Origin of the sequence: Streptomyces caniferus, from assembly GCF_009811555.1 — a bacterium.
GTDB lineage: Bacteria > Actinomycetota > Actinomycetes > Streptomycetales > Streptomycetaceae > Streptomyces > Streptomyces caniferus.
Genome location: NZ_BLIN01000002.1, coordinates 1,362,473 through 1,389,042, shown reverse-complemented (window position 1 = coordinate 1,389,042; position 26,570 = coordinate 1,362,473). Strand labels below are relative to the sequence as shown.

Annotated in this window: 27 protein-coding genes; 9 read left to right on the top strand and 18 right to left on the bottom strand. The window is 72.2% G+C overall.

Features of this window, described 5'->3' with window-relative positions; genetic code table 11:
• Positions 1-5 precede the first annotated feature (5 nt).
• From Scani_RS07975 to Scani_RS07960, 4 genes are all read right to left on the bottom strand, one after another.
• On the bottom strand, positions 6-572 hold the full coding sequence (locus tag Scani_RS07975; protein WP_159471355.1) for an NADPH-dependent FMN reductase: 567 nt from the start codon (positions 570-572) through the stop codon (positions 6-8).
• A 316-nt stretch (positions 573-888) separates the two neighbouring features.
• The gene (locus Scani_RS07970) at positions 889-1,320 is read right to left on the bottom strand and encodes an ankyrin repeat domain-containing protein (protein WP_159471353.1); all 432 of its coding nucleotides are present in this window, start codon (positions 1,318-1,320) and stop codon (positions 889-891) included.
• Positions 1,321-1,473: 153 nt separating this feature from the next.
• On the bottom strand, positions 1,474-2,493 hold the full coding sequence (locus Scani_RS07965) for an asparaginase (RefSeq protein ID WP_174872633.1): 1,020 nt from the start codon (positions 2,491-2,493) through the stop codon (positions 1,474-1,476).
• Between the two features lie 52 nt (positions 2,494-2,545).
• Positions 2,546-3,091 carry an RsiG family protein gene (locus Scani_RS07960; RefSeq protein WP_159471894.1) on the bottom strand — a complete coding sequence of 182 codons (546 nt, stop codon included), beginning with the start codon at positions 3,089-3,091 and terminating at the stop codon, positions 2,546-2,548.
• A 373-nt stretch (positions 3,092-3,464) separates the two neighbouring features.
• Between Scani_RS07960 and dtd the strand changes: the two genes are divergently transcribed.
• Complete coding sequence (gene dtd / locus Scani_RS07955; protein WP_088799275.1) at positions 3,465-3,890, top strand: D-aminoacyl-tRNA deacylase; 426 nt, start codon at positions 3,465-3,467, stop codon at positions 3,888-3,890.
• A gap of 76 nt (positions 3,891-3,966) precedes the next feature.
• On the opposite strand, the gene ygfZ is transcribed toward dtd, so the two are convergent.
• The 6 genes from ygfZ to Scani_RS07925 all read right to left on the bottom strand — a co-directional run bounded on the left by ygfZ (position 3,967) and on the right by Scani_RS07925 (position 9,291).
• A complete protein-coding gene (gene ygfZ / locus Scani_RS07950; RefSeq protein ID WP_159471351.1) occupies positions 3,967-4,947 on the bottom strand; it encodes a CAF17-like 4Fe-4S cluster assembly/insertion protein YgfZ in 981 nt (326 codons plus the stop codon).
• Positions 4,948-4,978: 31 nt separating this feature from the next.
• Entirely contained in the window at positions 4,979-5,416 is a 438-nt protein-coding gene (locus Scani_RS07945; RefSeq protein WP_159471349.1) for a Fur family transcriptional regulator, read from the bottom strand.
• A 47-nt stretch (positions 5,417-5,463) separates the two neighbouring features.
• Complete coding sequence (locus tag Scani_RS07940) at positions 5,464-6,498, bottom strand: ABC transporter substrate-binding protein (RefSeq protein WP_159471347.1); 1,035 nt, start codon at positions 6,496-6,498, stop codon at positions 5,464-5,466.
• Positions 6,499-6,507: 9 nt separating this feature from the next.
• Entirely contained in the window at positions 6,508-7,374 is an 867-nt protein-coding gene (locus Scani_RS07935; protein ID WP_159471345.1) for an ABC transporter ATP-binding protein, read from the bottom strand.
• Positions 7,374-8,465: a FecCD family ABC transporter permease gene (locus tag Scani_RS07930; protein WP_159471343.1), complete on the bottom strand. Its 1,092-nt coding sequence runs from the start codon at positions 8,463-8,465 to the stop codon at positions 7,374-7,376. Before Scani_RS07930 ends, Scani_RS07935 begins: the two co-directional genes overlap by 1 nt.
• Positions 8,466-8,703: 238 nt before the next feature.
• Positions 8,704-9,291, bottom strand: a complete 588-nt coding sequence (locus tag Scani_RS07925; RefSeq protein WP_159471341.1) for a heme-binding beta-barrel domain-containing protein — start codon at positions 9,289-9,291, stop codon at positions 8,704-8,706.
• A gap of 313 nt (positions 9,292-9,604) precedes the next feature.
• Between Scani_RS07925 and Scani_RS07920 the strand changes: the two genes are divergently transcribed.
• A complete protein-coding gene (locus tag Scani_RS07920) occupies positions 9,605-9,970 on the top strand; it encodes a DsrE family protein (RefSeq protein ID WP_159471339.1) in 366 nt (121 codons plus the stop codon).
• 39 nt (positions 9,971-10,009) lie between these two features.
• Here the strand turns inward: Scani_RS07920 and Scani_RS07915 are convergent, their stop codons facing one another.
• The 7 genes from Scani_RS07915 to Scani_RS07890 all read right to left on the bottom strand — a co-directional run bounded on the left by Scani_RS07915 (position 10,010) and on the right by Scani_RS07890 (position 14,607).
• Entirely contained in the window at positions 10,010-10,297 is a 288-nt protein-coding gene (locus Scani_RS07915; RefSeq protein WP_030085403.1) for a DUF3099 domain-containing protein, read from the bottom strand.
• Between the two features lie 177 nt (positions 10,298-10,474).
• Positions 10,475-10,762, bottom strand: a complete 288-nt coding sequence (locus tag Scani_RS07910) for a DUF1416 domain-containing protein (protein WP_030085405.1) — start codon at positions 10,760-10,762, stop codon at positions 10,475-10,477.
• Between the two features lie 38 nt (positions 10,763-10,800).
• Positions 10,801-11,646 carry a sulfurtransferase gene (locus tag Scani_RS07905; protein ID WP_159471337.1) on the bottom strand — a complete coding sequence of 282 codons (846 nt, stop codon included), beginning with the start codon at positions 11,644-11,646 and terminating at the stop codon, positions 10,801-10,803.
• Between the two features lie 166 nt (positions 11,647-11,812).
• On the bottom strand, positions 11,813-11,920 hold the full coding sequence (locus Scani_RS42080; RefSeq protein ID WP_350252853.1) for a putative leader peptide: 108 nt from the start codon (positions 11,918-11,920) through the stop codon (positions 11,813-11,815).
• 225 nt (positions 11,921-12,145) lie between these two features.
• Complete coding sequence (locus Scani_RS07900) at positions 12,146-12,847, bottom strand: LmeA family phospholipid-binding protein (protein WP_167538041.1); 702 nt, start codon at positions 12,845-12,847, stop codon at positions 12,146-12,148.
• Between the two features lie 175 nt (positions 12,848-13,022).
• Entirely contained in the window at positions 13,023-14,351 is a 1,329-nt protein-coding gene (locus tag Scani_RS07895) for a hypothetical protein (protein WP_159471335.1), read from the bottom strand.
• 10 nt (positions 14,352-14,361) lie between these two features.
• Entirely contained in the window at positions 14,362-14,607 is a 246-nt protein-coding gene (locus Scani_RS07890; protein ID WP_159471892.1) for a MoaD/ThiS family protein, read from the bottom strand.
• Between the two features lie 205 nt (positions 14,608-14,812).
• Here Scani_RS07890 and Scani_RS07885 point away from each other — a divergent pair, with 205 nt between their 5' ends.
• From Scani_RS07885 to Scani_RS07855, 7 genes are all read left to right on the top strand, one after another.
• A complete protein-coding gene (locus tag Scani_RS07885; RefSeq protein WP_159471333.1) occupies positions 14,813-16,546 on the top strand; it encodes an ABC transporter ATP-binding protein in 1,734 nt (577 codons plus the stop codon).
• A 101-nt stretch (positions 16,547-16,647) separates the two neighbouring features.
• Positions 16,648-18,543, top strand: a complete 1,896-nt coding sequence (locus Scani_RS07880; RefSeq protein WP_167538055.1) for an ABC transporter ATP-binding protein — start codon at positions 16,648-16,650, stop codon at positions 18,541-18,543.
• A gap of 1,106 nt (positions 18,544-19,649) precedes the next feature.
• A complete protein-coding gene (locus tag Scani_RS07875; RefSeq protein WP_159471329.1) occupies positions 19,650-20,489 on the top strand; it encodes a response regulator transcription factor in 840 nt (279 codons plus the stop codon).
• A gap of 79 nt (positions 20,490-20,568) precedes the next feature.
• A complete protein-coding gene (locus Scani_RS07870) occupies positions 20,569-21,594 on the top strand; it encodes a LacI family DNA-binding transcriptional regulator (RefSeq protein ID WP_159471327.1) in 1,026 nt (341 codons plus the stop codon).
• A 115-nt stretch (positions 21,595-21,709) separates the two neighbouring features.
• On the top strand, positions 21,710-22,774 hold the full coding sequence (locus tag Scani_RS07865) for a S1C family serine protease (RefSeq protein WP_159471325.1): 1,065 nt from the start codon (positions 21,710-21,712) through the stop codon (positions 22,772-22,774).
• 112 nt (positions 22,775-22,886) lie between these two features.
• Entirely contained in the window at positions 22,887-23,624 is a 738-nt protein-coding gene (locus Scani_RS07860; protein ID WP_159471323.1) for a response regulator transcription factor, read from the top strand.
• Positions 23,621-25,117, top strand: coding sequence for a HAMP domain-containing sensor histidine kinase (locus Scani_RS07855; protein WP_246295553.1), 1,497 nt, complete (start codon positions 23,621-23,623; stop codon positions 25,115-25,117). Before Scani_RS07860 ends, Scani_RS07855 begins: the two co-directional genes overlap by 4 nt.
• 67 nt (positions 25,118-25,184) lie before the next feature.
• Here Scani_RS07855 and Scani_RS07850 read toward each other — a convergent pair whose 3' ends face one another.
• Positions 25,185-26,570 (bottom strand): LmeA family phospholipid-binding protein, encoded by a 1,386-nt coding sequence (locus Scani_RS07850; RefSeq protein WP_159471321.1) that lies wholly within the window; start codon positions 26,568-26,570, stop codon positions 25,185-25,187.

The window sequence follows — 26,570 nt, the reverse complement described above, 5'->3', positions numbered from 1 at the left end:
GGGGGTCAGACGCCGTACGGGCGTGCCGCACGGGCCTCGCGGAGGGCCAGGGCCCACCAGGTCAGCTGGTGGAGCAGGGCGTCGGCGGCCTGGGTGGCGGGGGCCGGGTCGTGCAGTCCGCCCGCGTCGTCGAAGAGGTTGCCGGCGAGCGCGAAGCTCACCGTTTCGCGCACCGTGGTGGCGTGCAACTCGGCGAAGACCAGCCGCAGTTGTTCCACCGCGCGCAGGCCGCCGGAGATCCCGCCGTACGAGACGAAGCCGACCGGCTTGGCCTGCCACTGGCGGTGCAGCAGGTCGATGGCGTGCTTGAGCGGGGCCGGGAAGGAGTGGTTGTACTCCGGGGTGATCACCACGAAGGCGTCCGCCTCGTCGACGCGCTTGGCGAAGGACTCGTACTCCTCGGTGCCGTGACGGAGGGTGTACGGGCGGACGGCGTCCAGGTCGATGACGTCCACGTCGACGTGGGCGTGGGTTTCGGCGTGCCGGGTGAACCAGTTCGCGATGACGGGCGCGAACCGGCCCTCCCGGGTGCTGGCGACGATCACTGCGAGGCGGTAGGGGTGCTCGGACATGCGGGGCCCTTCGTGGTGCGGCGCGTGGGTGCGCGGACGGCGGGGATGCCGTCGGAACCCGACGCTAGGACCTCAACCGAACTTGAGGTCAAGCGCGAGGGGGCGCCCTTTCCGGGCCTCCGGGCTGACGGGCCTCCGGGCTGACGGGCCTCCGGGCTGACGGGCTTCCGGGCGTTGCGCACGAGACGGCCCCGGCCCGCAGTGCCTCGCAGGCCGGGGCCCCGCCGCCCACCGGGCCATCCGTCAGGACCCGTCCACCGGGCCGTCCACCGCGCCGTCCGCCGACGCGCCGCCTACCGGCGGCCCGTCGCCCCGCTCACTGCGCCCCGAACAGCTTCAGCAGCTCCGTCTTCTCGAACATCCGGGCCGTGTCGATCGCCGAGGGCGTGCCCGCCGACGGGTCCGCGCCGTGGGCCACCAGGACCTTGATGACCTCGTCCTCGGCCTTGAACACCGCGCCCGCCAGCGGGGTCTGGCCGCGGTCGTTGGGGCGGTCGGCGTCGGCACCGCGCTGCAACAGCGCCTCCACGGTGGCGGGGTGACCGTGGTACGCCGCCAGCATCACGAGCGAGTCGCCCTTGTCGTTCGTCAGGTTGGCGGGGACGCCCGCGTCCACATAGGCGGCGACGGTGTCGGTGTCGCCGTGCCGGGCCAGGTCGAACACCTTGGCCGCCAGCTGCAGTACCTCGGGGTCGTGCGCGTGCTCGATCGCCTCGGGCCCCTGCGGCTCGGAATTCGCGTCGCTCATGGTCGCCGGCCTCCTGCTGTGGTGAGTGGTACGTGCGTGCACTGTCTCATCGCCACCCTATGCAGGCCATCGCCGTGGGGCAGCGGGCGCGAGGCGCGCCGTACGGCGGCTCGGATCCCGCGTACCCCCGGCCGTGCCGGGCAAGCCCCGGCCTCAGAACGTCGCGCGGATCTCCCCCACCCGCGCGCCGCCGCCGAGGAGCGGGGCGTCCGCGAGCCGGTCCAGGACGGGCGCGTCGATGTCCATGTGGCGCAGGGTGCGGGCGAGCACCGGGCCGAGGGTGCGGGTGGCGCCGTCGTCGATCTTGAAGGCGAGGGCGCGGCCGTCGGGGAGGGCCAGGGCCTGCACGGCCTCGGCGCCCATCTTGGCGAGGGTGCCCGGCAGGGCCCGCATCAGCCAGGTGTCGGGGCGGCGGGTGCCGGCGACGTACTCCGGGTGGGCGCGCATCGCGTCCGCGACCCGCCGCTCGGGGGTGCCGGGAGCGGCCAGGACGAAGGACCGGAAGGCGCGGGCCAGACCGGTCAGGGAGAGCGAGAGCAGCGGCGCGCCGCAGCCGTCCGTGCCGGTATGGGCGACGTCCTCGCCGCTCGCGGTGCGCACACCGTCGGCCACCAGCTGCTGGAGCGGGTGAGCCGGGTCGAGGTACGAGGCGAGCGGCCAGCCGTTGCGCGCGCAGGCGGCCAGCATCGCGGTGTGCTTGCCCGAGCAGTTCATCGTGAGGCGGTCACGGACCCGGCCCGCGGCGAGGTAGGCCTCCGCCTCCTCGGGATCCAGCGGCAGGTCCGCCGGCGTCTGCAGCTGCTCGGCCGTCAGCCCGTGCTCCGCCAGCATGGCGCGTACGAGATCGAGGTGGAAGGACTCTCCGGAGTGGCTGGCGGCGGCCAGCGCGAGCCGCTCGCCGGAGAGCTCCAGGCCCGCCCGCAGCACCGCCGCGGCCTGCATCGGCTTGTTCGTGGACCGGGGGAAGACCGGGGTGGCCACCTCGCCCAGCGACCACTCCACGCTGCCGTCGGCCGCCAACACCACCAGGGACCCGCGGTGCAGGCCCTCGACGAACCCCGAGCGGACGACCTCGGCGAGGACGGGGGAGGCCGGCGGCGACGCGATCACCGCGGCACCCGGGTGCGCGACGGCGTCCGGGGTCGGTGCGGATATCGGCGAGGGCGAGGTCATCGGTGGCCTTCCGGGGGAGTGACCCGTCGTCCCCCGGAGGCTTGTGGCCCGGTCAGGACAGCAGGTCGTCTACTTGTGCTTCGCCTTCACGGTACCTGCGGGCGATTTCGGCACTGCAATCGTCGGTGGTGCGCTGCAGTGACTGACGGCGACGCGACACCTGCTGTTCGTAGCGGATCAGCCGGCCCATGGCGTCCTGCAGTTCCTCGTCGGTGCGCGCGGTGAGGTCGGAGAGCTCCACCTCGCCGAGCATGTCCTCGGCCAGCCTGCGGTACTCCTCGCCGTGCGGCGTGCCGACCGTCACGTGCCGTGCCGACGAGCGGTGCCGGGAGGGCAGGTCCGTCAGGATCTCCGGCAGCCGGTCGAGCAGCGGGGAGTGCTGTGTGGACCGGCGGGCGATCTCGGCGCGCAGGATGTCGATCCGGCCCTGCAACAGCCGCCGCAGATAGCTGAGATCGGCCTCTTCCTGCTGCGAGTCGCGCCGCACCACCCGCAGCTCGGGCAGCCCCAGACCGGAGAGCTCGGGTGTGGGGGCCGGACGGCCGTGCTCGCGCTGGTGCGGGGGGCGGGGGTGCTGCGCCTGGCCTGCCTGGAGCATGGGACCGTCCTCGGTGCCGGGGGGCTCGACGCGAGCCGCTGCCGTGGTCGTCGTCAGGGCGGTGGGGGGTGGTGGGGTGGTGGTGGGGGCCGGACGTGCGGTGTCTGTCGTGGGGGCGGTGGAGGTCGTCCGGCCGGTCGGTGTCGTACGGGCGGTTGGTACGGGACCGGGTGTCTGTCCGGCGCCGAGAGTGCTCATGGATCGTTCCGTCCCCTCGTCCGGTGCCGCTTCCTGGGCATGTTGTCCATGAAACGCACCACGTGCACGCATCGTGCCACTCTGGGCGGTCCTTCTGCAGGGCCATGGCACCCGAACGGCCCCCGTAGGGGCACGGCTGTCCGAAGGCGGTGGGCCGCCCGGCATGATGGCGGGTATGCGAGCTGTGGTGCAAAGGGTTGACGGCGCACGCGTCGAGGTGGCGGGCGAGACGGTCGGGGAGATCGTCGGTGAGGGGCTGTGCGTGCTGGTGGGGGTCACGCACGAGGACACCCCGGAGAAGGCGGCGCAGCTGGCCCGCAAGTTGTGGTCGGTGCGGATCCTGCAGGGCGAGAAGTCCTGCTCGGACACCGCCGCACCGCTGTTGGTGATCAGCCAGTTCACTCTCTACGGTGACGCCCGCAAGGGGCGCCGCCCCACCTGGAACGCCGCGGCCCCGGGGCCGGTCGCCGAGCCGCTGGTCGACGAGGTCGTCGCGCAGCTGCGGGCGCTGGGCGCCCAGGTGGAGACCGGCCGCTTCGGTGCGGACATGAAGGTGTCGCTCACCAACGACGGGCCGTTCACGGTGCTGGTGGAGGTGTAGGCCGGGCTCCCGGATTTCCCGCGGAGCCCGCGCCCCTGCCGTCGTGACCGTGCGGCCGCGCCCGGACGGGGCGGCCCTACGGCTCGACCACGACCTCCTGCGCCGCCGCCGTGCCGCCCGCCAGCAACTGCGCGTCCAGCGGCACGTTCCGCTTGACCAGGGCGAGCGCGATCGGGCCGAGCTCGTGGTGGCGGGCCGAGGTGGTGAGGAAGCCGAGCTGCCGGCCCTCCTCGCCGTCCGAGGCGAGGCGGACGGGGGCGCCGTGCGGCGGCAGGTGGACCTCGCTGCCGTCCAGGTGCAGGAACACCAGCCGGCGCGGCGGCTTGCCCAGGTTGTGGACCCGGGCGACGGTCTCCTGGCCGCGGTAGCAGCCCTTCTGGAGGTGTACGGCGGTGCCGATCCAGCCCAGCTCGTGCGGGATGGTGCGGTGGTCGGTCTCCAGGCCCAGCCGGGGGCGGTGGGCCTCGACGCGCAGTGCCTCCAGCGCCAGGACGCCGATCGCCGGTCCGCTTTCCGCGGCGAAGGACTCGAGGCCCTCGCGCGGCAGGAACAGATCACGGCCGTGCGCGGTCTCGCGCACGACGGCGCTCTCGGGCGCCTCGGCGATGGAACCGGCCGGCAGATGGACGACGGCGATCTCGTCCGTGCGGTCGGCGACCTCGACCCGGTAGAAGAACTTCATGCTCTCCAGGTAGGCGATCAGCGCCTCCTGGTGGCCGGGCTCGGTGTGCATCCAGGTCGTCGCGCCGTCGTCGACGAGGTAGACCGCATGCTCGATATGGCCGTGCGCGGAGAGGATCAGCGCCTCGGTGGCATGGCCGGGCGCGAGGTCGCTGACGTGCTGGGTGAGCAGCAGGTGCAGCCAGCTCAGCCGTTCGGGGCCGGTGACGGTGACCACGCCACGGTGGGAGAGGTCCACGAAGCCGGAGCCGTCGGCGAGGGCGCGCTGTTCACGGAAGAGGTCTCCGTAGTGCGCGGCGACGCCTTCGTCGGGAGCCTCGGCGGGGACGGCGCCGGGCAGCGACAGCAGGGGGCTGGCGGGTGTTGGTCGCAGCATGGGGCCAGCCTACGACCCGCCCGTCATTGCCTCAGCCCTCGCCCTGGGCCGCCTTGTCACGGCAGGCCGCACAGCGCCCGAAGATGGCGAAGTGCTTCAGGTCCGTCTCGAAGTCGAACTGCCCGCGCAGCTGCGCCGTGAACGGCTCGGCCACCGACAGATCCGCCTCGATGACGTCCGAGCAGTCCCGGCACACCAGGTGGATGTGGTGGTGGCGGTCGGCGAGGTGGTAGGTGGGGGCGCCGTGCCCGAGGTGGGCATGGCTGACCAGGCCCAGCTCTTCGAGGAGTTCCAGGGTCCGGTAGACCGTGGAGATGTTCACCCCGCCCGCGGTCTTGCGCACCTCGGTGAGGATGTCGTCGGGGGTGGCGTGCTCCAGCCTGTCCACAGCCTCCAGCACGAGCTGACGCTGCGGGGTCAGGCGGTATCCGCGCCTGCGGAGGTCGCTCTGCCAGTCGGTGGTCACCACACCGCCAGTGTAGGAGGACGGACGGCGGATGTGCGTGGGCCGACGTCTCAGCGGTCCGTCCGTACGCCGCGCAGATAGCGGGCCAGGTCACCGATCGCGGCGGGGTTGCGGGGGCTTTCGACGAGTTCGGCGTAGTCCATGACGTAGATCCGGTGGTGCTTGACGGCCGGGACGTCGGCGAGCGGGGCGTAGGACTCCAGGAACGCCTTCTTCTGCTCGGCGGAGGTGTCGCCGTAGTTGTTGATCACGATGACGTCGGGCTTGCGGGCGACGACGGTCTCCCAGCCGACGGTCGTCCAGGAGTCCTTGAGGTCCTTCATGACGTGGTCGCCGCCCGCCTTGGTGATGATGTCGTGCGGTCCGGCGTAGGCGCCCGCGGTCAGCGGCTTGTCGCGGCCGTCGTCGTAGAGGAAGACGGAGGGACGGCGGGCCGGGGCGGGGGCCTGGGCCGCGGCGTCGGCCACCTGCCGGCGGTACTTCTTCACCAGGGCGGCGGCGCGGTCCTCGACGCCGAAGATCTTCCCGAGCGTCGTCAGGTCGGTGTAGAGCGCCTCCAGGGGCGGCATGACGCCGCGGACGGTGCCGTCCGCGCCGTGGTGGCAGGACTCGGTCAGGACGTAGCTGCCGATGCCGAGCCTGCCGAGGGCGGCGGGGGTCAGACCGGTGTCCTCGCCGAAACCGTAGTTCCAGCCCGCGAAGACCAGGTCGGCACGGGCGTCGAGGACCATCTCCTTGGTGAGCGCCTTCTCGGAGAGCCGGGGGACCTTGCCGTACGCGGCCTTCCAGGGCAGACCGTCGAGATCGCCCTTGTCGTCGGGCATGGCGTAGCCGGCCATCCGGTCTTCCAGGCCCAGGGCGAACATGATCTCGGTGATGCCGACGTCGTTGGTGACCACCCGGCGGGGCGCCTTGTCGTACGTGGTGCGGGTGCCGCAGTTCTCGACGGTGACGGGGTAGTGGCCGGAGGGCCGGGAGGAGGGCCGGCCGGATGCGTCGTTCCGGTCGTCGGCGACCTTCGCGCCGCAGCCGGTCAGGGCGAGCGCGAGGGCGAGGACGGTGAGCGGGGCGGTGGGGCGGCGCATGGCGGGTCCTCAGGAGTCGGCGGCAGGGGTGGCGAGACGGTCGAACAGCAGCTGGAGGGCGCCCGTTTCGGGGTGCCGTACGCGGTGGGCGCGGACACCGAAGACCTCGGCGAGCAGCTCGGGGGTGAGCACGTCGTACGGCGGGCCCGCGGCGACGATCCGGCCGTGGGCGAGGACGTACAGCTCGTCGCAGTGCATGGCGGCCAGGTTGAGGTCGTGCAGCGCGGTGAGCACCGTCAGCCGTCCTCCGGACTCCTCCCCGGCCACCGCCGGGGACGGCCCCGCGGCCGGACGGGGTCCGGGCGGCCCGCCCGGTGAGGTGTCGCCGTTCCGCACCAGCGCCAGCACCTCCAGCTGCTGGGCGATGTCGAGGTGGTTGGTCGGCTCGTCGAGGACCAGCACCTGCGGGTCCTGGGCCAGCGCGCGGGCGATCAGCACCCGCTGTTTCTCGCCGCCGGACAGGCCGAGGAAGCCGCGGCCGGACAGATGGTCCGCGCCGACCCGGGCCAGCGCCCGCGCGCACCGTGCGGTGTCCTCGGCGCTCGCCCGGCCCGCGCCGCGCTGATGCGGCAGCCGCCCCATCGCGACGACCTCGGCCACGGTGAAGTCGAACTCCGTACCGGCCTCCTGGGGCAGCGCGGCCAGCAGCCGGGCGCCCTCGCGCGCGTCCATGGCGTGCAGGTCGGCGCCGTCCAGCCGGACGGACCCGGCGGCCGGCCGCAGCGCGCGGTAGACGCAGCGCAACAGGGTCGATTTGCCGCTGCCGTTGGGGCCGACCAGGCCGACCATCCGGCCGCTGCCGGCCCGGAGCGTGATGTCGTGGACCAGCCGCCGCCCGGCCACCTCCACGGACACGCCGGTGAGTTCGAGCCGCATCAGGCGCCGCCTCCGAAGGTGTAGCCGCGCCGCCGCATCAGCAGCACGAAGCAGGGCACGCCGAGGACGGCGGTGAGCACGCCGACCGGCAGTTCGACGGGCGCCAGCAGCACCCGCGAGAGCAGATCCACCCACACCAGCAGCACCGCGCCCAGCAGCGGCGCGACGGCCAGCACCCGGCGGTGGTCGGCGCCGACCAGCATCCGGGCCACATGCGGGACCATCAGCCCGACGAAGCCGATCGCGCCGCTGACCGCGACCACCGCGCCGGTGACGGCGGCCGCGACGACGAACAGCTCGCGGCGCAGCCGGTGCGCGTCCACGCCCAGGGCGGCGGCGGTCTCGTCGCCCATCGCCAGGGCGTTCAACCGGCCCGCGGAGAGCAGCAGATGGGCCAGTGCGGCGGCCACCGCGGCGGCGGCGATCGGCAGCGAGCCCCAGCCGGCCCCGCTCAGGCTCCCGAGCAGCCACATCATCGCCGAGCGGGCCGCCTCGCCGCGGTCGGCGGTGAAGACCATGAGGGTGGTGACGGCGGAGAAGCCGTAGTACATCGCGGTGCCGGTCAGCACCAGGCGCAGCGGGGTGAGCCCGTGGGCGGTGCGGGCGGCCGCGTAGACCAGGGCCATGGCGATCAGCGCGGAGACGAACGCCGACACCGACAGCGCCCAGACGCCCAGTGCGCCGAGCGCCCCGAAGAGGAGGACGGCGTTGGCGCCGACGGCGGCGCCGGAGGAGATGCCGAGGACGAACGGATCGGCGAGGGCGTTGCGGACCAGGGCCTGCACGGCGACACCGATGGCGGAGAGCCCGGCACCGACGACGGCCGCCAGGACGGCCCGGGGCAGACGCAGCTCCCACACGATGGTGTACGCGGGGACCTCGTCGGCCGAGATCGTGCCGCCGGTCAGCCCGGCGCCCAGATAGCGCAGCGCCTCGGCCCAGCTCAGACCGGCGGCGCCGAGGCCGGTCCCGCAGAGCAGGGAGCCGAGCAGGACGGCGGTGAGGGCGGCGAGCAGAGGAGGGACGGGCAGCCGCCGGGGCGGCGCTGCGCCTTCCCGGTCCGTCGTCGGGTGCGCGGTGGGGGTCGCCACGGTCGGTCCGCCTCGGGGTCGGGCCGCGTCCGTACGTACCAAGGAGCGGCCCGGGACCGCGCGGGTCCGGTGGGCGTCCCCTCGCAGTCCACGGCGAGTTGTGCGGGAAGCTGTGCGCACCACGGGCGATCGGGCTTGCGGAAGGATGCCTTCCGCCTACCGTTGCGGGTCAGCGCCGGACTTCGACCGGCTTCCCCCGCGGGGCGCTGGCAGGGAGAGCGGGGCTCTCCCGTCGTGCTTACGGGTTGTAGGGCGTGCCGTCGGGACGGAAGAAGGAGACGCCGTCCGGCGTGTCGTCGGGGAGGTTCTCCGCCCACTCCTTGAGGTCGGCGACCTTCTTCAGGTGCGCCGACATGTACGGCCGCAGCGGTACGTCCGGGGTGGACTTCTCGCCGACCCACATCAGGTCGCTGTTGACGTAGCCGTAGAGTCGCTTGCCGCCGCTGTACGGGCCGGAGGCGGCGGTGCGGGCGATGGCGTCGGTGGCCAGGTCGATCTGCGGCTTCTGGTCGGCCAGCTCGCCGTACCAGACCTCCACCACGCCCTGGTCGCGGCACATCACGATCTCGACCTTGCGGTCCGCGTCGATGCGCCAGTAACCGCTCTCGGACTCCAGCGGGCGGACCTTCTTGCCCTCGGCGTCGAGCACCCAGCTGTGCGAGGTGTACTCGAGGAAGTCACGGCCGTCGTGGGTGAAGCTGACCTCCTGCCCGAAGTTGCACTTCTCGGTGCCCGGGAAGTCGGCGACGCCGGCGCCCTCCCAGCTGCCGAGGAGGAAGGCGAGCGGCACCAGGGCCGGGTTCAGGTCGGACGGGATCTCGATCATGAGAGCTCAGGCGATCTATGTGGAGGGGAACCGACAGGGACGCGCGGCGCGCCCCTCGAACAGCCGGGGGTGGGGCTGCCACCCGCCGGGTGGCTGGGAGCGGAGGCTCAGCGCTGGCCCTGGTACAGCTTCTTCCAGGTCAGACCGGCGAACGCGATCACGCCGACGGCGACCAGAACCAGCAGGGTGGTGAAGAATGCCTCAAGCACGAGCGCGCTCCCTGAACGGAGTGAGGGTGTAACGGACCGCCTGAGAGTCTAGTCGGCGGCGGTGACAACGGCGCTGTGAGGTCCGCCGCCCCTACTCTTGCCTCATGGCGAAGAAGCTCGTGATCAAGGTGACGGCGGGTGCGGATGCGCCCGAGCGGTGCTCGCAGGCGTTCACGGTGGCGGCGGTGGCGGTGGCCAGCGGCGTCGAGGTGTCGCTGTGGCTGACCGGGGAGTCGGTGTGGTTCGCCCTGCCGGGGCGGGCGGCGGAGTTCGAGCTGCCGCATGCGGCGCCCCTGCCGGAACTGATCGACGGGATCCGCGCCGGCGGCGGCGCGATCACCGTCTGCACCCAGTGCGCGGCCCGGCGCAACGTCGAGCAGAAGGATCTGATCGAGGGGGCCGGGATCGCCGGTGCCCAGGTGTTCGTCAGCGAGATCATGCCGGACGACGTCCAGGCGCTGGTGTACTGAGGACGCCGGCGCACCCAGGCCCCCGGGAGCCCCGCGGGGCTACTGGGGGTGCTTGTCGTCGCCCCGGTCGTCCAGCTCGCGCCACCAGCGGTCGGACTCCGGGTCGCCGGACTCGTCCCACCAGCGCTCACCGGGCTCCCGGCGGTTGCCGATGATCGCCGCGACGGGCGGGATGACCATGGCGACGACGCACATGCCCACCGCGGCCGGCACCGACCACAGCCGCACCACGCCCCAGGCGAGCACGAACAGCACCAGGCACACGCCCATCAGGACGAAGTACCTGCGATGGCGGCGCTGTACGGGCGACCGGCGGTGCGCGTCCATGAATCCACGGTAAGTCCGCGCGGGGCAGGACAGAAGTCGGCGGGCGGAGCGCCGTCCGTGGCCCGGACGGCGCGGAGGGCCGCACCCCCAGTCAAAGGCGTCCAAACCTCTGGGGTGCGGCCCTCCGGCCGTACGGATCGTGGCGAGGGCCCCAGCGGAGCCGCGGCCACTTCGCCGTCAGACGGCGATGGCCACCTCCGCCAGGCCGCCCTGCTGGGCGACGACGGTGCGGTCGGCGGTGCCGCCCGGGACGAGCGCACGCAGCGTCCAGGTGCCCTCGGCCGCGTAGAAGCGGAACTGTCCGGTCGCGGAGGTGGGAACCTCGGCGGTGAACTCACCGGTGCTGTCCAGGAGGCGGACGTAACCGGTGACGGGCTCGCCGTCGCGGGTCACGCTGCCCTGGATCGTGGTCTCACCGGGCTTGATGGTCGAGGCGTCCGGGCCGCCTGCCTGTGCTCCACACATAGGGGTACTTCCTTGAGGGTCGGGAGAAGCTTGCTTGCTTACTTGGCGGCGCCGAGCTCGATCGGCACGCCGACGAGCGAGCCGTACTCGGTCCACGAGCCGTCGTAGTTCTTGACGTTGCTCTGGCCGAGCAGCTCGTGCAGGACGAACCAGGTCAGCGCGGAGCGCTCACCGATGCGGCAGTAGGCGATGGTGTCCTTGGCCAGGTCCACCGACTCACCCTCGTAGAGGGCCTTGAGCTCGTCGTCCGACTTGAAGGTGCCGTCGTCGTTGGCGTTCTTCGACCACGGGATGTTGCGGGCGCTGGGCACGTGGCCGGGGCGCTGCGACTGCTCCTGCGGGAGGTGCGCCGGGGCGAGCAGCTTGCCGCTGAACTCGTCGGGGGAGCGCACGTCGACCAGGTTGAGGTTGTCGATCGCGGCGACGACGTCGTCCCGGAAGGCGCGGATGGCGGTGTTCTGCGCCTTGGCCTTGTAGTCGGTGGCCGGGCGCTGGGGGACCTCGGAGCCGTCGACCAGGTCGCGCGAGTCCAGCTCCCACTTCTTGCGGCCGCCGTCGAGCAGCTTGACGCTGCCGTGGCCGTAGAGCTTGAAGTACCAGTAGGCGTAGGAGGCGAACCAGTTGTTGTTGCCGCCGTAGAGGACCACGGTGTCGTCGTTGCCGATGCCCTTGGCGGAGAGCAGCTTCTCGAAGCCCTCCTGGTCGACGAAGTCGCGGCGGACCGGGTCCTGGAGGTCCTGCTTCCAGTCGATCCGGACGGCGTTCTTGATGTGGTTCTTGTCGTAGGCCGAGGTGTCCTCGTCAACCTCGACGAGCACGACCTTCGGGTCCTCGAGGTGGGCCTCGACCCAGTCGGCGTCTACGAGGACGTCGCTACGGCTCATGTTCTTCTCCTCCGGGGCAGTTACGGGGGGGCAGTGGAGTGGCACGCGGGTACGCCGGGTGCGCGCCGGTGACTTCCGGGACGGGGTTCCGGGGCGGCGCTGCGCCGGGACGCGTAGGGCACGGCCCAGGAGGCCGGCCGGGGGGAAAGACGGGGCGAAAGGACCGTCAGACAGGGCGACAGAGCATGGCGGCGACGCGGCACAGGTCTACTGCCCGCCGCTTCGTCAGTACCGCACGTCCCCGCGGACGGAGACCGCTCAATGAGCTCTGCATGACACCGATCGTAGGGACGCGGAGCGGGGCGTGTCACCGGCGTGTCGAATGGCGAGACGCGTTTGTCCGCGATGTGGGATCGGTGGCGCCTCGGGGCGGGTGTCCGCAGGCCCCGGACGCCCGTGCGCCGGTGGGGGTCTGGCGTACGGACCGGGGTGTCTCAGGGATTGGACTGCACACGGAGCGGCCGGCGGACCGGTGGGGCGGCCCGCCGGGGGCGTCCGGTCAGCCGGGAAGCTTGACGTTCTTGCCGGCGGCGGAGATCGACAGGCCCTCGGATGTCGTCACGACCTTCTCCAGCTTCAGGTTGCCGGGCAGCTGGTCCAGCTTCCAGTCGTGGTCGGTCTGGGCCCGCACCTTGGTCTCACAGCCCGGGAGGGCCTTGCACATCGCGGGGAGCTTGTCGGCGCGCAGCCGGACGGTGGTGCCGTTCACGATCGTGATGGAGCCGGTCACGTCCAGCGAGCTGAGCAGCGGGACGTTCGGCGAGATCTTGACCTGGCTGCGGCCGTCCTTCTGCCCGCCGTAGCTGATCTTGACGCCGCCGCCCGCCGCCTTGGTCAGGTCGGCGTAGTTGATCCGGGCGTTGCCGGTGGCCGTCGCGGCGCTCTCGATGGAGGTGTAGTCGCTGGTCAGCGCCACGTCGTGGAACTGCGCCGACAGCTGGTCGATGCGCAGGGCGCGCCCCTGGGCGCGGGCCTCGATGCCCCCGAGGTCGGCGTCCACCTCCTGCAGGCTGCGACCGGCGACCTGGGTCAGGAACGGGAAGCCCTTGATCGAGACCTCCGGCGTCTTGTCGAGCCCCTGGCTGCCGCGGATCTTGTCCGCGGCCATGTCCTCGGCCAGATTCACCGCCACCCGGTCGGCGGCCACGAACAGCCCGCCGAATATGACGACGAGAATCAACAGCACGCGAAGTGCACGCATCGAACCACTTCCCCCACACCTGGGCCGGATCCCGGCCGCGTCCGGGCAGGCCCCCTGCCTGCGCTCCGGGGGAGCCTAGACGACGTGGTCCGGGAAGCGGGAGCGGCGGCCGCCGGAACGCGCCAGGGCGCTTCCGGCGGCCGCCGCCCGATGTCGCTCACGGCCCCGCGGGGAGCTACCCCAGCGTCCTGCCCAGGACGTACACCGCGGGTGCGGCCAGGGCCAGCGGCAGGGCCACGCCCGCCGTCATGTGGACGAAGCGGGACGGGTAGTCGTAGCTGGCCACCCGCAGACCGATCAGCGCGCAGCCGCCGGCCGCCAGGCCCAGCAGCGCGCCGGCCGCGCCGAGGCCGGTCAGCTGTCCGGCCGCGATACCGGCGCCCGCGGCGGCCACCAGGCAGATGCCGATCGAGGCGGCGGCGGGCAGCGGCAGCGCGCGGGCCAGGGTGGCCACCGCGACCGCGGCGGCGCCGACCACGACCGCATGCGGGCTCGCCGCGAGGTGGCCGGCCGCGAGCACCGCCAGCGCGGACGAGGTCAGGCCCGCGGTCAGCGCGTACATCCGCTCGTCGGCGCTGCTGCGGTTGCGCAGCTGGAGGACGAGGACGAGCAGACACCACACCCCGAGCGTGCCGATGCCGACCAGCGGCGCGCTCGCGCGGTCGGTGGCGAGCAGCGCGACATCGGTGGTCAGTCCGCCCAGGAAGGCGAGCGCGATGCCCTGGCGGGCCGGCCACATGCCGTTGAGCCGGAACCAGCCGGCGGCGGTGACGGCCTGCAGCAGCGCCACCGGCACGGCGAGCACCGGGCGGCCGAGCGGCGCGGTCAGCGCCAGCAGCAGGGCGAGCCCGGCGGTCAGCGCGGCCGGCTGGATACCGGGCGGGATGATCGGCGAGCGGCCCTCGGCCCGGGCGCGCTGGTTGGCCGCGAGCGGCGCGGAGGAGACCGAAGCGGCGGAGACCGGCGCGGGCCCGGCGGGCGCCGGGCCGGCCTGCTGGGGGTGCCGGCGGGCGTACGGCTCGTCGGCCGGGCGGGCGGTCTGGTGCTGGGTGGGCAGCGGCGCGGTCTCCGCGGGGTGCGGGGTGCCGTAGCCCTCGTGGCCGTAGCCCGGTCGCTGCGGCTGCTGTGGTTGCTGAGCCTGTGGCGGCTGCCGGTGCGGCTGCGGCTGCTGCTGCCCGTAGGCCTCGTACCCGTACTGGCCGCGCCCGTACGGGTCGTGCCCCGGCCGGCCGCGCCCGTGCTGGCCGTGGCCGTACTGCTCGGGCCGCGGCTGCTGCTGCAGGGAGGGGTCGTGGGCCTGCTGCCCGTACGGCGGCTGCTGTCCGTGCTGGGCCTGCTGGCCGTACGGCTGCTGCTGCCCGTAGGGCGCCTGGTGCTCGTACGGGGCCTGCTGCCCGTACGGCGGCTGTGCGGGCTGCGGGGCCGGCCGGCCGTACGGCTCCTGCTGCGCATAGGGGTCGTGCGGCTCGTACGGATTGCGGTGCTGCGGCTGGTTGTCGCTCATGTCCGTGTCCTCACCCTCCCGCGAACGGCGGCAGGACCTCGACGGTGCCGCCCTCGGCCAGCGGCACCGTCCCGTGGTCGCGGGTGCCGACCGGATCGCCGTCCACCAGGAACGAGCAGCGCAGCAGGACGCGCGCGAACTCGGGGTTCGCGGCGTGCGCGGTGCGCGCCGCGTCGAGCGCCTCGGCGAGCGTCGCCGCCGTATACGGCTCCTCTGCCGTGCCGGCGGCGGCCTTGGCCGCGGCCCAGTAGCGCACGGTGCCAGTTGTTGTCACGGCGGCCTCTTCGTCGTGTCGGTCCGGGACGCCCCCGTGGTGGCGGGCCCCGTCGTTGCCGCCTCCATGATGGCCTACGCGGCGGGTGATCAGGCTCCGGACAAGTTCTGGCAAAGGCTCCCGGACCGTGCTGGGCGGACTCCGGAAATTCGATTGCCGCGGGCAAGTGTTCGCCTAGGCTCATGGGGTGTTGGTCCGACTCGCGCGGGCGCATTTGCGGCCCCACAGGCGCTCGATATCCGTGATCGTGCTGCTCCAGCTGATCCAGACCCTGGCAACCCTCTATCTGCCCACCCTCAACGCCGACATCATCGACAACGGTGTCGTGAAGGGGGACACGGGCTACATCCTCGGCATCGGCGGTTTCATGGCCGCCGTCACCCTCCTGCAGATCGTCTGCGCGATCGGTGCCGTCTACTTCGGGGCCCGTACGGCCATGGCGCTCGGCCGGGACATCCGTGCCGCGGTGTTCGACCGGGTGCAGTCCTTCTCCGCCCGCGAGCTGGGCACGTTCGGCGCGCCGTCGCTGATCACCCGCACCACCAACGACGTCCAGCAGGTCCAGATGCTGGTCCTGATGACGTTCACGATGATGGTCTCGGCGCCGATCATGTGCGTCGGCGGTGTGGTCATGGCGCTGAACCAGGATGTGCCGCTGTCGGCCCTGCTGCTGGTCATCGTCCCGGTCCTCGGGATCCTCGTCTCACTGATCGTGCGCCGGATGCGTCCGCTGTTCCGCGGGGTGCAGGAGCGCATCGACACCGTCAACCGTGTGCTGCGCGAGCAGATCGCCGGCATCCGCGTCATCCGCGCCTTCGTCCGCGACCGGCACGAGCGCGAGCGGTTCGCCGGGGCCAACACCGATCTCTACGACATCTCGCTGCGCGCCGGCCGGCTGATGTCGATGATGTTCCCGCTGGTCATGCTGATCGTGAACCTCTCCAGCGTGGCCGTCGTCTGGTTCGGCGGGCTGCGCATCGACGCCGACGAGATGCAGATCGGCGCGCTGACGGCGTTCCTCAGCTACCTCATGTACATCCTGATGTCGATCATGATGGCGACGTTCATGGTGATGATGCTGCCGCGCGCCGAGGTCTGCGCCGAGCGCATCCAGGAGGTGCTGGCGACCGACTCCAGCGTCGTTCCGCCGGAGAACCCCGTCACCGAGCTCCGCCGCCACGGCGAACTGGAGCTGCGCGACGTCGAGTTCCGCTTCCCGGGCGCCGAGCAGCCGGTCCTCAAGGACATCTCGCTGATCGCCCGCCCCGGTGAGACCACCGCCGTCATCGGCTCGACCGGCAGCGGCAAGTCCACCCTCCTGGGGCTCGTCCCCCGCCTCTTCGACGCGACCGGCGGCACGGTCCTGGTGGACGGCGAGGACGTGCGCACCCTCGACCAGGAGACGCTGGCCAAGGCCATCGGCCTGGTCCCGCAGAAGCCGTACCTCTTCTCCGGCACCGTCGCCACCAACCTGCGCTACGGCAACCCGGACGCCACCGACGACGACCTGTGGCACGCCCTGGAGACCGCCCAGGCGCGCGACTTCGTCGAGCGGATGGAAGGCGGCCTGGAGGCACCCATCGCCCAGGGCGGCAGCAATGTCTCCGGCGGCCAGCGGCAGCGGCTGGCGATCGCCCGCGCCCTGGTGCGGCGCCCCGAGATCTACCTCTTCGACGACTCCTTCTCCGCGCTGGACTACGCGACGGACGCGGCGCTGCGGGCCGCGCTGTCCCGCGAGACCGACCGCGCGACAGTGGTGATCGTCGCCCAGCGGGTCTCCACGATCCGCGGCGCCGACCGGATCGTGGTCCTCGACGAGGGCCGGGTCGTCGGCACCGGCACCCACGGCGAGCTGATGGCCGGCAACGAGACCTACCGGGAGATCGTGCTCTCCCAGCTCACCGAGCAGGAGGCGGCGTGACCACCGCGGACAAGAGTGCGGCGGCCCCGGAGGCCGCCGGCGAGACGCCTCGGAAGGCACCGGCACGGGGCCCGGCCCCGGCGGCCGGCCCCGCCCGGATGATGGGCGGCCAGCCCACCGAGAAGTCGATGGACTTCAAGGGCTCCGGCACACGGCTGCTGGCCCAGATGCGGCCCGAGCGCGGCATCATGTCCGTCGCGCTGGCGCTGGGCGTACTGAGCGTGGCGCTCACGGTCGTGGGCCCCAAGGTCCTCGGCCACGCCACCGACCTGATCGTGTCCGGCATCATCGGCCGGCAGCTGCCGGCCGGCCTCACCAGGGCCCAGGCCGCGGCCCAGCTGCGCGCGCACGGCGAGGGCGGACTCGCCGACATGATCGCCACGATGCCGGTCACCCCCGGCCGGGGCATCGACTTCGGCTCCGTCGGCCAGGTCCTGCTCTGGGTCACCCTGATCTACGCGGGCGCCTCGCTGTTCGGCTTCGTCCAGGCCAGGATCGCCACCCGCGTCGTCCAGCGGGCCGTCTTCCGGATGCGGGAGCAGGTCGAGGAGAAGCTGGCACGGCTGCCGCTGAGCTACTTCGACAGGCAGCAGCGCGGTGAGGTGCTCTCCCGGGCGACCAACGACATCGACAACATCCAGCAGACGCTGCAGCAGACCCTCAGCCAGATCGTGGCCTCGCTGCTGACCATCGTCGGGGTGCTCGTCGTGATGTTCTGGATCTCGTGGCTGCTGGCGCTGGTCGCCCTGGTCACGGTCCCGGTCTCCGTCGTCGTCGCCACCAAGGTCGGCAAGCGCGCCCAGCCGCAGTTCGTCCAGCAGTGGAAGACCACCGGCAAGCTCAACGCGCACATCGAGGAGATGTACACCGGCCACAGCCTGGTGAAGGTCTTCGGCCGCCAGCGGGAGTCCGCCGAGCTGTTCCGCGAACAGAACGAGGCCCTGTACGCCGCCGGGTTCAAGGCGCAGTTCATCTCCGGGATCATCCAGCCCGCGATGATGTTCATCGGCAACCTCAACTACGTACTGGTGGCCGTCGTCGGCGGACTGCGGGTCGCCTCCGGTGCGCTCTCCATCGGCGATGTCCAGGCCTTCGTCCAGTACTCCCGGCAGTTCAGCCAGCCGCTCACCCAGGTCGCCTCGATGGCCAACCTCGTCCAGTCCGGCGTCGCCTCCGCCGAGCGGGTCTTCGAACTCCTCGACGCGCCGGAGCAGGACCCCGACGCCGAGCGGCCGGCCCGCCCCGACCGGGTCGAGGGCCGGGTCGCCTTCGAGGACGTCTCCTTCCGCTACGCGGAGCACAAGCCGCTCATCGAGGGCCTGTCGCTGGCCGTCCACCCCGGCCAGACGGTGGCGATCGTCGGCCCGACCGGCGCCGGCAAGACCACGCTCGTCAACCTCCTGATGCGCTTCTACGAGGTGCGCGGCGGCCGGATCACCCTCGACGGCACCGACATCGCCGAGATGTCGCGCGAGGAGCTGCGCTCCCACATCGGCATGGTCCTCCAGGACACCTGGCTCTTCGGCGGCACGATCGCGGAGAACATCGCCTACGGAGCCCCCGCCGGCATCTCGCACGACAAGATCGTGGCGGCCGCCAGGGCCACCCACGTCGACCGCTTCGTGCGCACCCTCCCGGACGGCTACGAGACGGTGCTCGACGACGAGGGCAGCAACGTCTCCGTCGGCGAGAAGCAGCTGATCACCATCGCGCGCGCGTTCCTCGCCGAACCCGCGATCCTGGTCCTCGACGAGGCCACCAGCTCGGTCGACACCCGCACCGAGGTGCTCATCCAGCACGCGATGGCCCAGCTCCGCAGCGGCCGCACCAGCTTCGTCATCGCCCATCGCCTCTCCACCATCCGCGACGCGGACGTCATCCTCGTCATGGAGAACGGCGCCATCGTCGAACAGGGCCCCCACGACGCGTTGTTGGCGGCGGGCGGCGCGTATGCGCGGCTTTATGCCGCGCAGTTCTCCGAGGCGATTACGGGTTGAGGCCCACGTTTTCGGCTTTCCCGCCGTGGAGGTTGCTCGCCGTTTTTCGCCCGCTGCGCGGTGCGCCCGCCGTTTCGCCTGGCGGCGGGCCGGTCCGCTGTGCTTTGCCTGTCCCGCCGTGGGGCTTGCTCGCCGTTGCGCCTGCGGCGGGCCGGGGTCCGCTGCGCGGGGCTGTGGGTGCGGTGACGGGCCTCCGGGGCAGGGGTGTGGGACTGCTTCGCTTTACGTCCCACACCCCTGCCCCTCCGGCCCGTCCCCTCCCGTGGGGGAGTAAGTGACGGGTGAGTGGGGGCCGGCCACTCCTAACCCGTGCACTTCACCGCGCCAGTTCGCTTCACCATGAGCGACAAGGCGCACCTGACCACCGACCTGCAGCCCCGCCACCGTTTTTCCCTCCCACCCACGGGAGGGGACGGGTCGGAGCGGGTGGGGGTGTCCGGACGTAAAGCGAAGCAGTCCGGACACCCCCACCCGCGCAGGCCCGTCCCCGGCACCCGACAGCCCCGCGCAGCGGCCCCGCCCGCCGCAGGCGCAACGACGAGCGCACCGCGTCAGCGGGCGACAAACGGCGAGCAACCCCCACGGCGGGAAAGCCAAAAACGTGGGAGGGCATCCATATCGTGGACACCCGCAGAAGATTTGTGGGGACTCTCGCCGCGTCGGCGAAGCCGCGGGCGAGGGCGGTCGACGGGGCCTTTGCCGGGGTGGCCGGATCCGCTTCAGATGGGGCTTTCGAGGGGCGCGGGCGCTCCTCGTCCGGGTCGTCGCCGGCGGTCGCCGGCAGAGCTCGGCGGGCACTCGAAGTGATCGACAGAACACAAGAAGCTGCAAACTCCACCTCCGGGTCGGAGGCAAGGTGAGCTATTCTGCTGGGCAAGAAGGATCCGGGCAGCGTAGCCCCCGGGTCCTTTTGTGCTTTCAGCCGCCCCCGTCGCGTGCTGAAAGGACCGTACGAAGCAGTGCCGCAGACTCCCCCGGCCGAGGCCGGGAGTGCCCCCCGTCGCAGGGACCGAGGAGGAACCAGACGTCATGGGCGAGCGAAGCAGGCAGGACCGCACGAAGCAGTGGAGGATGGAACACCCCGAGAACCGGGTAGGTGGTCGGAAGTGAGTTCACTCCTGTTGCTGACCAATGCACTCCAGCCGTCGACGGAGGTGCTCCCCGCGCTCGGCCTGCTGCTGCACAGCGTGCGGGTGGCTCCCGCCGAGGGCCCGGCTCTGATCGACACCCCAGGCGCCGACGTCATACTGATCGACGGCCGCCGCGACCTCCCGCACGTCCGCTCGCTGTGCCAGCTGCTGCGGTCCACGGGGCCCGGCTGCCCGCTGGTGCTGGTGGTCACCGAGGGCGGGCTCGCCGCCGTCACCGCGGACTGGGGCGTCGACGACGTCCTGCTGGACACCGCGGGTCCCGCCGAGGTCGAGGCGCGGCTGCGGCTGGCGATGGGCCGCCAGCAGATCACGACCGACGACAGTCCGATGGAGATCCGCAACGGGGATCTCTCGGTGGACGAGGCGACCTACAGCGCGAAGCTGAAGGGGCGGGTCCTGGACCTGACCTTCAAGGAGTTCGAGCTGCTGAAGTACCTGGCGCAGCACCCGGGCCGGGTCTTCACCCGCGCCCAGCTCCTGCAGGAGGTGTGGGGCTACGACTACTTCGGCGGTACGCGGACGGTCGACGTCCATGTCCGTCGGCTGCGCGCCAAGCTCGGCCCCGAGCACGAGTCGCTGATCGGCACGGTCCGTAACGTCGGCTACCGCTTCGTGACGCCGGAGAAGGTGGAGCGGGCGGCGGAGGCCAAGGCGAAGGAGGATGCGGCGAAGGCCGCGAAGTCCTCGCCCGACACGAAGCCGGCCGAGGGCCGCGCCCCCGGAAGCGGTGACGGCTCCGGGAAGGCGGTCACCACCGGGGCGGACTCCCACGGCGTACGGGCCGGACGCAGGTAGGGGGCGCGGTGCGGCAGCTCCGTGAACCCGCGGAGAACTGCCGCACACGCCCTTGCACCACCCGCGTAGACTGCCGCGCGTGGCCAAGGTGACGCGGGATGATGTGGCAAGACTGGCGGGTACATCCACCGCCGTTGTCAGTTACGTCATCAACAACGGACCACGGCCGGTTGCCCCGGCCACGCGCGAGCGGGTACTCGCCGCGATCAAGGAGCTCGGCTACCGGCCGGACCGTGTCGCGCAGGCGATGGCGTCCCGCCGTACCGACCTCATAGGCCTGATCGTGCCGGACACCCGGCAGCCGTTCTTCGCGGAGATGGCGCACGCCGTCGAACAGGCCGCCGCCGAGCGCGGAAAGATGGTCCTGGTCGGCAACGCCAACTACCTCGACGAGCGCGAGGTGCACTATCTGCGCGCGTTCCTCGGGATGCGGGTGTCCGGGCTGATCCTGATCAGCCAGGGACCCAGCGAGCACGCCGCCGCCGAGATCGACGCCTGGGACGCCCGGGTGGTGCTGCTGCACCGCCGGCCGGACGCCATCGACGACGTCGCGGTGATGACGGACGACATCTGGGGCGCGCAGCTGGCGACCCGGCACCTCCTGGAGCACGGCCATCCCTACGTCGCCTTCCTCGGCGGCACGGAGGAGACCCCGAAGTCCGGCGACCCGGTCACCGACCATGTCGAGGGCTGGCGGCGGGCCATGCTGGAGTCCGGGAAGGCGACGGACGGGCGCTACTTCCAGGCGCCGTACAACCGTTACGACTCCTACCAGGTCGCGCTGAAGCTGCTGGCGGGTCCGGACCGGCCGCCGGCCCTCATGTGCGCGACGGACGACCAGGCGATCGGTGTGCTGCGGGCCGCCCGTGAGCTGCGGATCGATGTGCCCGGCGAGCTGGCGGTCGCGGGCTTCGACGATGTGAAGGAAGCCGGGCTGACCGATCCGCCGCTGACCACGGTCGCCTCGGACCGCCAGGCGATGGCGCGGGCGGCGGTGGACCTGGTGCTGGACGACGGGCTGCGGGTGGTCGGCTCCCGGCGGGAGCGGCTGCGGCAGTTCCCGTCGCGGCTGGTGGTGCGGCGGTCCTGCGGCTGCGGCGGCTGACGGAGGCCTGCGGCTCCCCTGACCGGGGGGTCTTTATACCGGGCATACCCGCTTCTGTTGGGACTCTCAGGGCCTTCTCACACCGTTCTCATGGACCGGCGGCAGAGTCGTTCCCATGACCGAGAGCTACCGCCGAAGCGGCGATGAGATGCCACAGGACCGGCCGTACGCGTACGGCAACGACCACGGCCACCCGTACGGCCACGAGGCCGCCCAGGGCGCCCCGGGCGGCGGGGAGCGGGCGTTCCCCCCGCCGCCTCCGTACGCGCCCGAGCCGCGGCGCCGGGCCCGCCGGCCGGTCGCGCTGATCGCGGCGGTGGCACTCGCCTCCGGTCTCATCGGCGGTGGCAGCGCGGCGCTGATCGCCGGCGCCACCACCCAGTCGGCACAGAGCGGCCCCTCCACCCCGCTCGTCAACGCGGGCAAGACCAGTGGCAGCGGCGTCTCGGGGGTGGCCAAGGCGGTCAGCCCGGCGATCGTGGAGATCAAGGCACGGACCGGCAGCGGGGAGTCCACCGGCTCCGGTGTGGTGGTCACCAGCAGCGGCGAGATCGTCACCAACAACCACGTGGTGGCCGGTGCGCGCACGGTCGCCGTCACGTTCAGCGACGGCAGCCGGAAGACGGCCGAGGTCGTCGGCACCGATCCGGGCAAGGACCTGGCGCTGATCAAGGTGCGCGGCGCCAAGGGCCTGACCGCGGCCTCGCTCGGCGACTCCGACAAGATCTCGGTCGGCGACCAGGTCGTGGCGATCGGCTCGCCCGAGGGTCTCACCGGGTCCGTGACCAGCGGCATCGTCTCCGCCCTCAACCGGGACGTCACGGTCCCCAAGGAGCAGGGACAGGGGCAGGACCAGGGCCAGGGCGGCCCGGACGACGGCGGGGGCTGGCCGTTCGAGTTCGGCGGCAACCAGTACAACGGCGACACCGGCTCGTCGAAGACCTCGTACAAGGCCATCCAGACCGACGCCTCGCTCAACCCGGGCAACTCCGGTGGCGCCCTGATCAATATGCAGGGGCAGATCGTCGGCATCAACTCCGCGATGTACTCGCCGAGTTCGGCGTCGAGCAGCTCGGCCGGCAGCATCGGCCTCGGCTTCGCCATCCCGATCAACACCGTCAAGGCCGATCTCGACGCGCTGCGCGACGGCGGGAGCGGCGGCAGCAACAGCGGCGTCTGACCGCCCGCCCGCCACTGCCCGGCCCAGTCTCTTCGCGTCACCTCTCCCCAGCGGCCCCGGCCGTGCAAGGCTGAGGTCCGGCCGTTCCGTATCCCACCCGAGGTAGTCACGCATGAGCCCCGCCGAGCACGGTGATCATCCCGCCCGCATCCTGATCGTCGACGACGAGCCGGCGGTCCGCGAGGCCCTGCAGCGTTCGCTGGTCTTCGAGGGGTACGTCACCGAGCAGGCGGTGGACGGGCTGGACGCGGTCGAGAAGGTCGCGGCCTACGATCCGGAGCTGATCGTCCTGGACGTCCTGATGCCCCGTATGGACGGGCTGACGGCCGCCCGCAGGCTGCGGGCGAGCGGGGTGCGGGTGCCGATCCTGATGCTGACCGCCCGTGACACGGTCGGGGACCGTGTCACGGGGCTGGACGCCGGCGCCGACGACTACCTCGTCAAGCCCTTCGAGCTGGACGAGCTGCTCGCCCGGATCCGCGCCCTGCTGCGCCGCAGCTCGTACGCGGCGGCGGCCGGCGCGCCGCCCGAGGAGGGCGAGACGCTGAGCTTCGCCGATCTGCGGATGGACCTGGCGACCCGCGAGGTGACCCGGGGCAGCCGCCATGTCGAGCTGACCCGTACCGAGTTCACCCTGCTGGAGATGTTCCTCGCGCATCCGCGGCAGGTCCTCACCCGGGAGCAGATCCTGAAAGCGGTATGGGGCTTCGACTTCGAACCCACCTCCAACTCCCTCGATGTGTACGTGATGTATCTGCGCCGCAAGACGGAAGCGGGCGGCGAGCCGCGGCTGGTGCACACCGTGCGGGGGGTCGGCTACGTCCTGCGGACGGACGGCGGCGCCGAATGACCGACGTGACCCCCGCACACGGAACGGGCGGCACGGGCACCGCGCAGAGCCGGCTCGGCGCCCGGATCGCGCGGCTGCCGCTGCGCTCGCGGCTGACCCTGCTCACCGCGGCCGCGGTGGCGGTGGCGGTGGCCGTCTCCGCGCTGGCCTGCTGGCTGCTCACCCGGGCCCAGCTGCGCGACGAGGTGGACAGCTCGCTGAAGAACGTCAGCGTCCTCCCGGAGTATCTGCAGGCGACCTACGCCAGCTGCCGGCCCACCGACCCGGCCGAGAGCACGAACGCCCCGCCGTCGTACTACAACGTCCAGATCGTCCAGGTCGACGGCTCGCGCTGCATCGGGCCCAACTCCCAGCCCGTGCAGGTGCAGCGCGCGGATGTCGCGGTGGCGCAGGGCGTGCAGCGCGACACCCTGCACGACGCCGTCACCACCGAGGGCGCGGACGTCCGGGTGCTGACCAAGCACATCGGCGTCCAGGGCGTGCAGTTCGCGGTGTCCATCTCGCGTCCGCTGACCGAGGTCGACAGCGCGCTGAACCGCCTGGCGCTGCTGCTGGCGGCGGTGGCCGGGCTGGGCGTCGTCGGTGCCGGTACGGCGGGGCTGGTCATCGCGCGTTCCGGCCTCAAGCCGGTGGACCGGCTGACCGACGCCGTCGAGCATGTCGCCCGCACCGAGGACCTGGCCATCCGCATCCCGGCCGAGGGCGACGACGAGATCGCCCGGCTCTCCCGCTCCTTCAACTCCATGACCGCCGCGCTGGCCGCGTCCCGCGATCTCCAGCAGCAGCTGATCGCGGACGCGGGCCATGAGCTGCGGACGCCGCTGACCTCGCTGCGTACCAACATCGATCTGCTGGTGCGCAGCGAGCGGTCCGGCCGGCCGATCCCGCCCGCCGACAAGGAGGCGCTGCTGGCCTCGGTGAAGGCGCAGATGGGGGAGCTGGCGGCGCTGATCGGCGATCTGCAGGAGCTGTCGCGGCCGCCGGCGCCGGGGCAGAGCGCCATCGAGGTCGTCGCGCTGCACGAGATCGTCGGCTCGGCGCTGGAGCGGGCCCGGCTGCGCGGCCCGTCGCTGAGAGTCGAGGCGGACCTCGCGCCCTGGTACGTACGGGCCGAGCCGGCCTCGCTGGAGCGGGCGGTGGTGAACCTGCTGGACAACGCGGTGAAGTTCAGCCCGCCCGGCGGAGCCGTCGAGGTCCGGCTGGCGCACGGCGAGCTGACCGTGCGCGATCACGGCCCGGGCATCCCGCAGGACGAACTGCCGCATGTCTTCGAACGGTTCTGGCGCTCGCCGTCCGCCCGCAGCCTGCCGGGCAGCGGCCTGGGGCTGTCGATCGTGGCGCGTACGGCGGAGCAGGCGGGTGGCGCGGTACGGCTGCGGTCCGCGGACGTCGGCGGCACGGAGGCGGTGCTGACGCTGCCGGGCGCCGCGACGCCGCCGCCGGGGATGCCCCAGCCGCCCAGGCACCCGGGCCCGCCGCCCGGGCAGCAGTAAGGGCGGCGTCCCCCAAGACGCCGCCCTCCGGTGAGCCGTTGCCGGTGGACCCTGCCGGGCCCCGCCGCTACTTCCCGGGCTTCTTCTTCGCCGCGTCCCCGAACGGCAGGTTCGTTCCCGAGAGGTCGGCGCGGATGCCGTCCCGCTCGACGGATATGTGCCGCAGCCGGACGTCGCCGGGCGTCTTGGGGAGCTGGAAGGACAGCGACAGCTGGTCGGCGAGCTGCGGCTTGGTGAGCCCGGTCAGCGTGCCGAGGATCTTCGGGTCGATGCCGACCTTCTGCAGCAGCCAGGGGTGGTCCGCCACCACGTCGACCAGGTTGACCTTCATCAGCTTCTGGATGAAGCGCGGCGAGCCGGTCAGCTCATGGAGCTTCTCCTCGCTGCTCAGCGCGTCCTGGATGTAGGGCTTGGGGATGCCGATCCGGTCGACGATCGCCGGGATGCTCAGCATCGCCTTGACCTTCTCGGCCTGCCGGCTGAGCTCGGCGGCGGTCTTGCGGGTCAGCCGCAGGCCCTCCTCCTTGCCGGTGCCGGGGCGGTAGACGGCGACATCGCCGATGTCCAGGCGCATCCGGCTGATGTTGGTGGAGATACCCCGGTCGCCGGCCCGCTGAATGCGCGCCTCGGCCCGTACGCGCAGTTCATGGCCGGCGATGGGCAGTTGGCCGACCGCGCGGACCGCGTTGGGCCCCATTTCGCTGAACTTCACCTGTGAGGCGCCCAGTTCGCGGTTCATGTCGTCGAAGGCGAGGAGCACGCTGCCGTCCATGCGGCCGATCGTGGCGCCCTTGATGGAGCTGGGCAGATCGCCGTCGATCCGGACGTCGTGCGCGGTGGCCTCGAACTTCGCCAGCGAGACCCGGTCGGCCGCGACATCGGGAATCGTGACCTTCACCTGGTCGACGCGCTTGTCCAGGACCTGGGTGAGGAACGGGAACCCCGCGATGTCGACCTCGGGCGTGGCGTTCAGGTGCAGTGCGTCCTTCACCTTCTCCGCGGTCTTGTTCTGCGCGTACAGCACCGCGAACCGGTCGAAGAGCGTGAGGAACGAGGTGCCGACGAGGACGGCGACCAGCAGCTTCAAGGTGAGCGACATGGCGGCGAACCGGCTGATGCCGCGCTTCTTGCGGCGGTGGTTCGGCGGCTTCCAGGCCTCGCCGTCGACCTCGTCGTCCGAGCGCAGCCCGAGGCCCAGCGGATCGTCGCTGTCGTCGCGCTCATTGAGGTAGGTGCGGCGGCGGGGCGCGTCGGCGGAGTCGAACGAGCCGTGCTCCTGCTCCGGTTCGGGCTCCGGCTCGGGGTCGGCGAGGGCGGCCAGGTCCGCGTACGGGTTGACCGTGTCGAGCTTTCTGGTGTCCCCCGTGGGGTCGTCCGTGGCGCCCGTGGCGGCGGAGCGGTGCCGGCCGGCGGGCGAGGGCGAGGGTGTAGATATGCGTGTGGGGGTTCGCAT

Bases quoted from the DNA above. Each gene is read 5' to 3' on its own strand.
- Scani_RS07975 (WP_159471355.1), bottom strand. From the start codon at position 572: ATGTCCGAGCACCCCTACCGCCTCGCAGTGATCGTCGCCAGCACCCGG.
- Scani_RS07970 (WP_159471353.1), bottom strand. From the start codon at position 1,320: ATGAGCGACGCGAATTCCGAGCCGCAGGGGCCCGAGGCGATCGAGCAC.
- Scani_RS07965 (WP_174872633.1), bottom strand. From the start codon at position 2,493: ATGACCTCGCCCTCGCCGATATCCGCACCGACCCCGGACGCCGTCGCG.
- Scani_RS07960 (WP_159471894.1), bottom strand. From the start codon at position 3,091: ATGCTCCAGGCAGGCCAGGCGCAGCACCCCCGCCCCCCGCACCAGCGC.
- dtd (WP_088799275.1), top strand. From the start codon at position 3,465: ATGCGAGCTGTGGTGCAAAGGGTTGACGGCGCACGCGTCGAGGTGGCG.
- ygfZ (WP_159471351.1), bottom strand. From the start codon at position 4,947: ATGCTGCGACCAACACCCGCCAGCCCCCTGCTGTCGCTGCCCGGCGCC.
- Scani_RS07940 (WP_159471347.1), bottom strand. From the start codon at position 6,498: ATGCGCCGCCCCACCGCCCCGCTCACCGTCCTCGCCCTCGCGCTCGCC.
- Scani_RS07935 (WP_159471345.1), bottom strand. From the start codon at position 7,374: ATGCGGCTCGAACTCACCGGCGTGTCCGTGGAGGTGGCCGGGCGGCGG.
- Scani_RS07925 (WP_159471341.1), bottom strand. From the start codon at position 9,291: ATGATCGAGATCCCGTCCGACCTGAACCCGGCCCTGGTGCCGCTCGCC.
- Scani_RS07920 (WP_159471339.1), top strand. From the start codon at position 9,605: ATGGCGAAGAAGCTCGTGATCAAGGTGACGGCGGGTGCGGATGCGCCC.
- Scani_RS07915 (WP_030085403.1), bottom strand. From the start codon at position 10,297: ATGGACGCGCACCGCCGGTCGCCCGTACAGCGCCGCCATCGCAGGTAC.
- Scani_RS07910 (WP_030085405.1), bottom strand. From the start codon at position 10,762: ATGTGTGGAGCACAGGCAGGCGGCCCGGACGCCTCGACCATCAAGCCC.
- Scani_RS07905 (WP_159471337.1), bottom strand. From the start codon at position 11,646: ATGAGCCGTAGCGACGTCCTCGTAGACGCCGACTGGGTCGAGGCCCAC.
- Scani_RS42080 (WP_350252853.1), bottom strand. From the start codon at position 11,920: ATGCAGAGCTCATTGAGCGGTCTCCGTCCGCGGGGACGTGCGGTACTG.
- Scani_RS07900 (WP_167538041.1), bottom strand. From the start codon at position 12,847: ATGCGTGCACTTCGCGTGCTGTTGATTCTCGTCGTCATATTCGGCGGG.
- Scani_RS07895 (WP_159471335.1), bottom strand. From the start codon at position 14,351: ATGAGCGACAACCAGCCGCAGCACCGCAATCCGTACGAGCCGCACGAC.
- Scani_RS07880 (WP_167538055.1), top strand. From the start codon at position 16,648: ATGGGCGGCCAGCCCACCGAGAAGTCGATGGACTTCAAGGGCTCCGGC.
- Scani_RS07865 (WP_159471325.1), top strand. From the start codon at position 21,710: ATGACCGAGAGCTACCGCCGAAGCGGCGATGAGATGCCACAGGACCGG.
- Scani_RS07860 (WP_159471323.1), top strand. From the start codon at position 22,887: ATGAGCCCCGCCGAGCACGGTGATCATCCCGCCCGCATCCTGATCGTC.
- Scani_RS07855 (WP_246295553.1), top strand. From the start codon at position 23,621: ATGACCGACGTGACCCCCGCACACGGAACGGGCGGCACGGGCACCGCG.
- Scani_RS07850 (WP_159471321.1), bottom strand. From the start codon at position 26,570: ATGCGAACCCCCACACGCATATCTACACCCTCGCCCTCGCCCGCCGGC.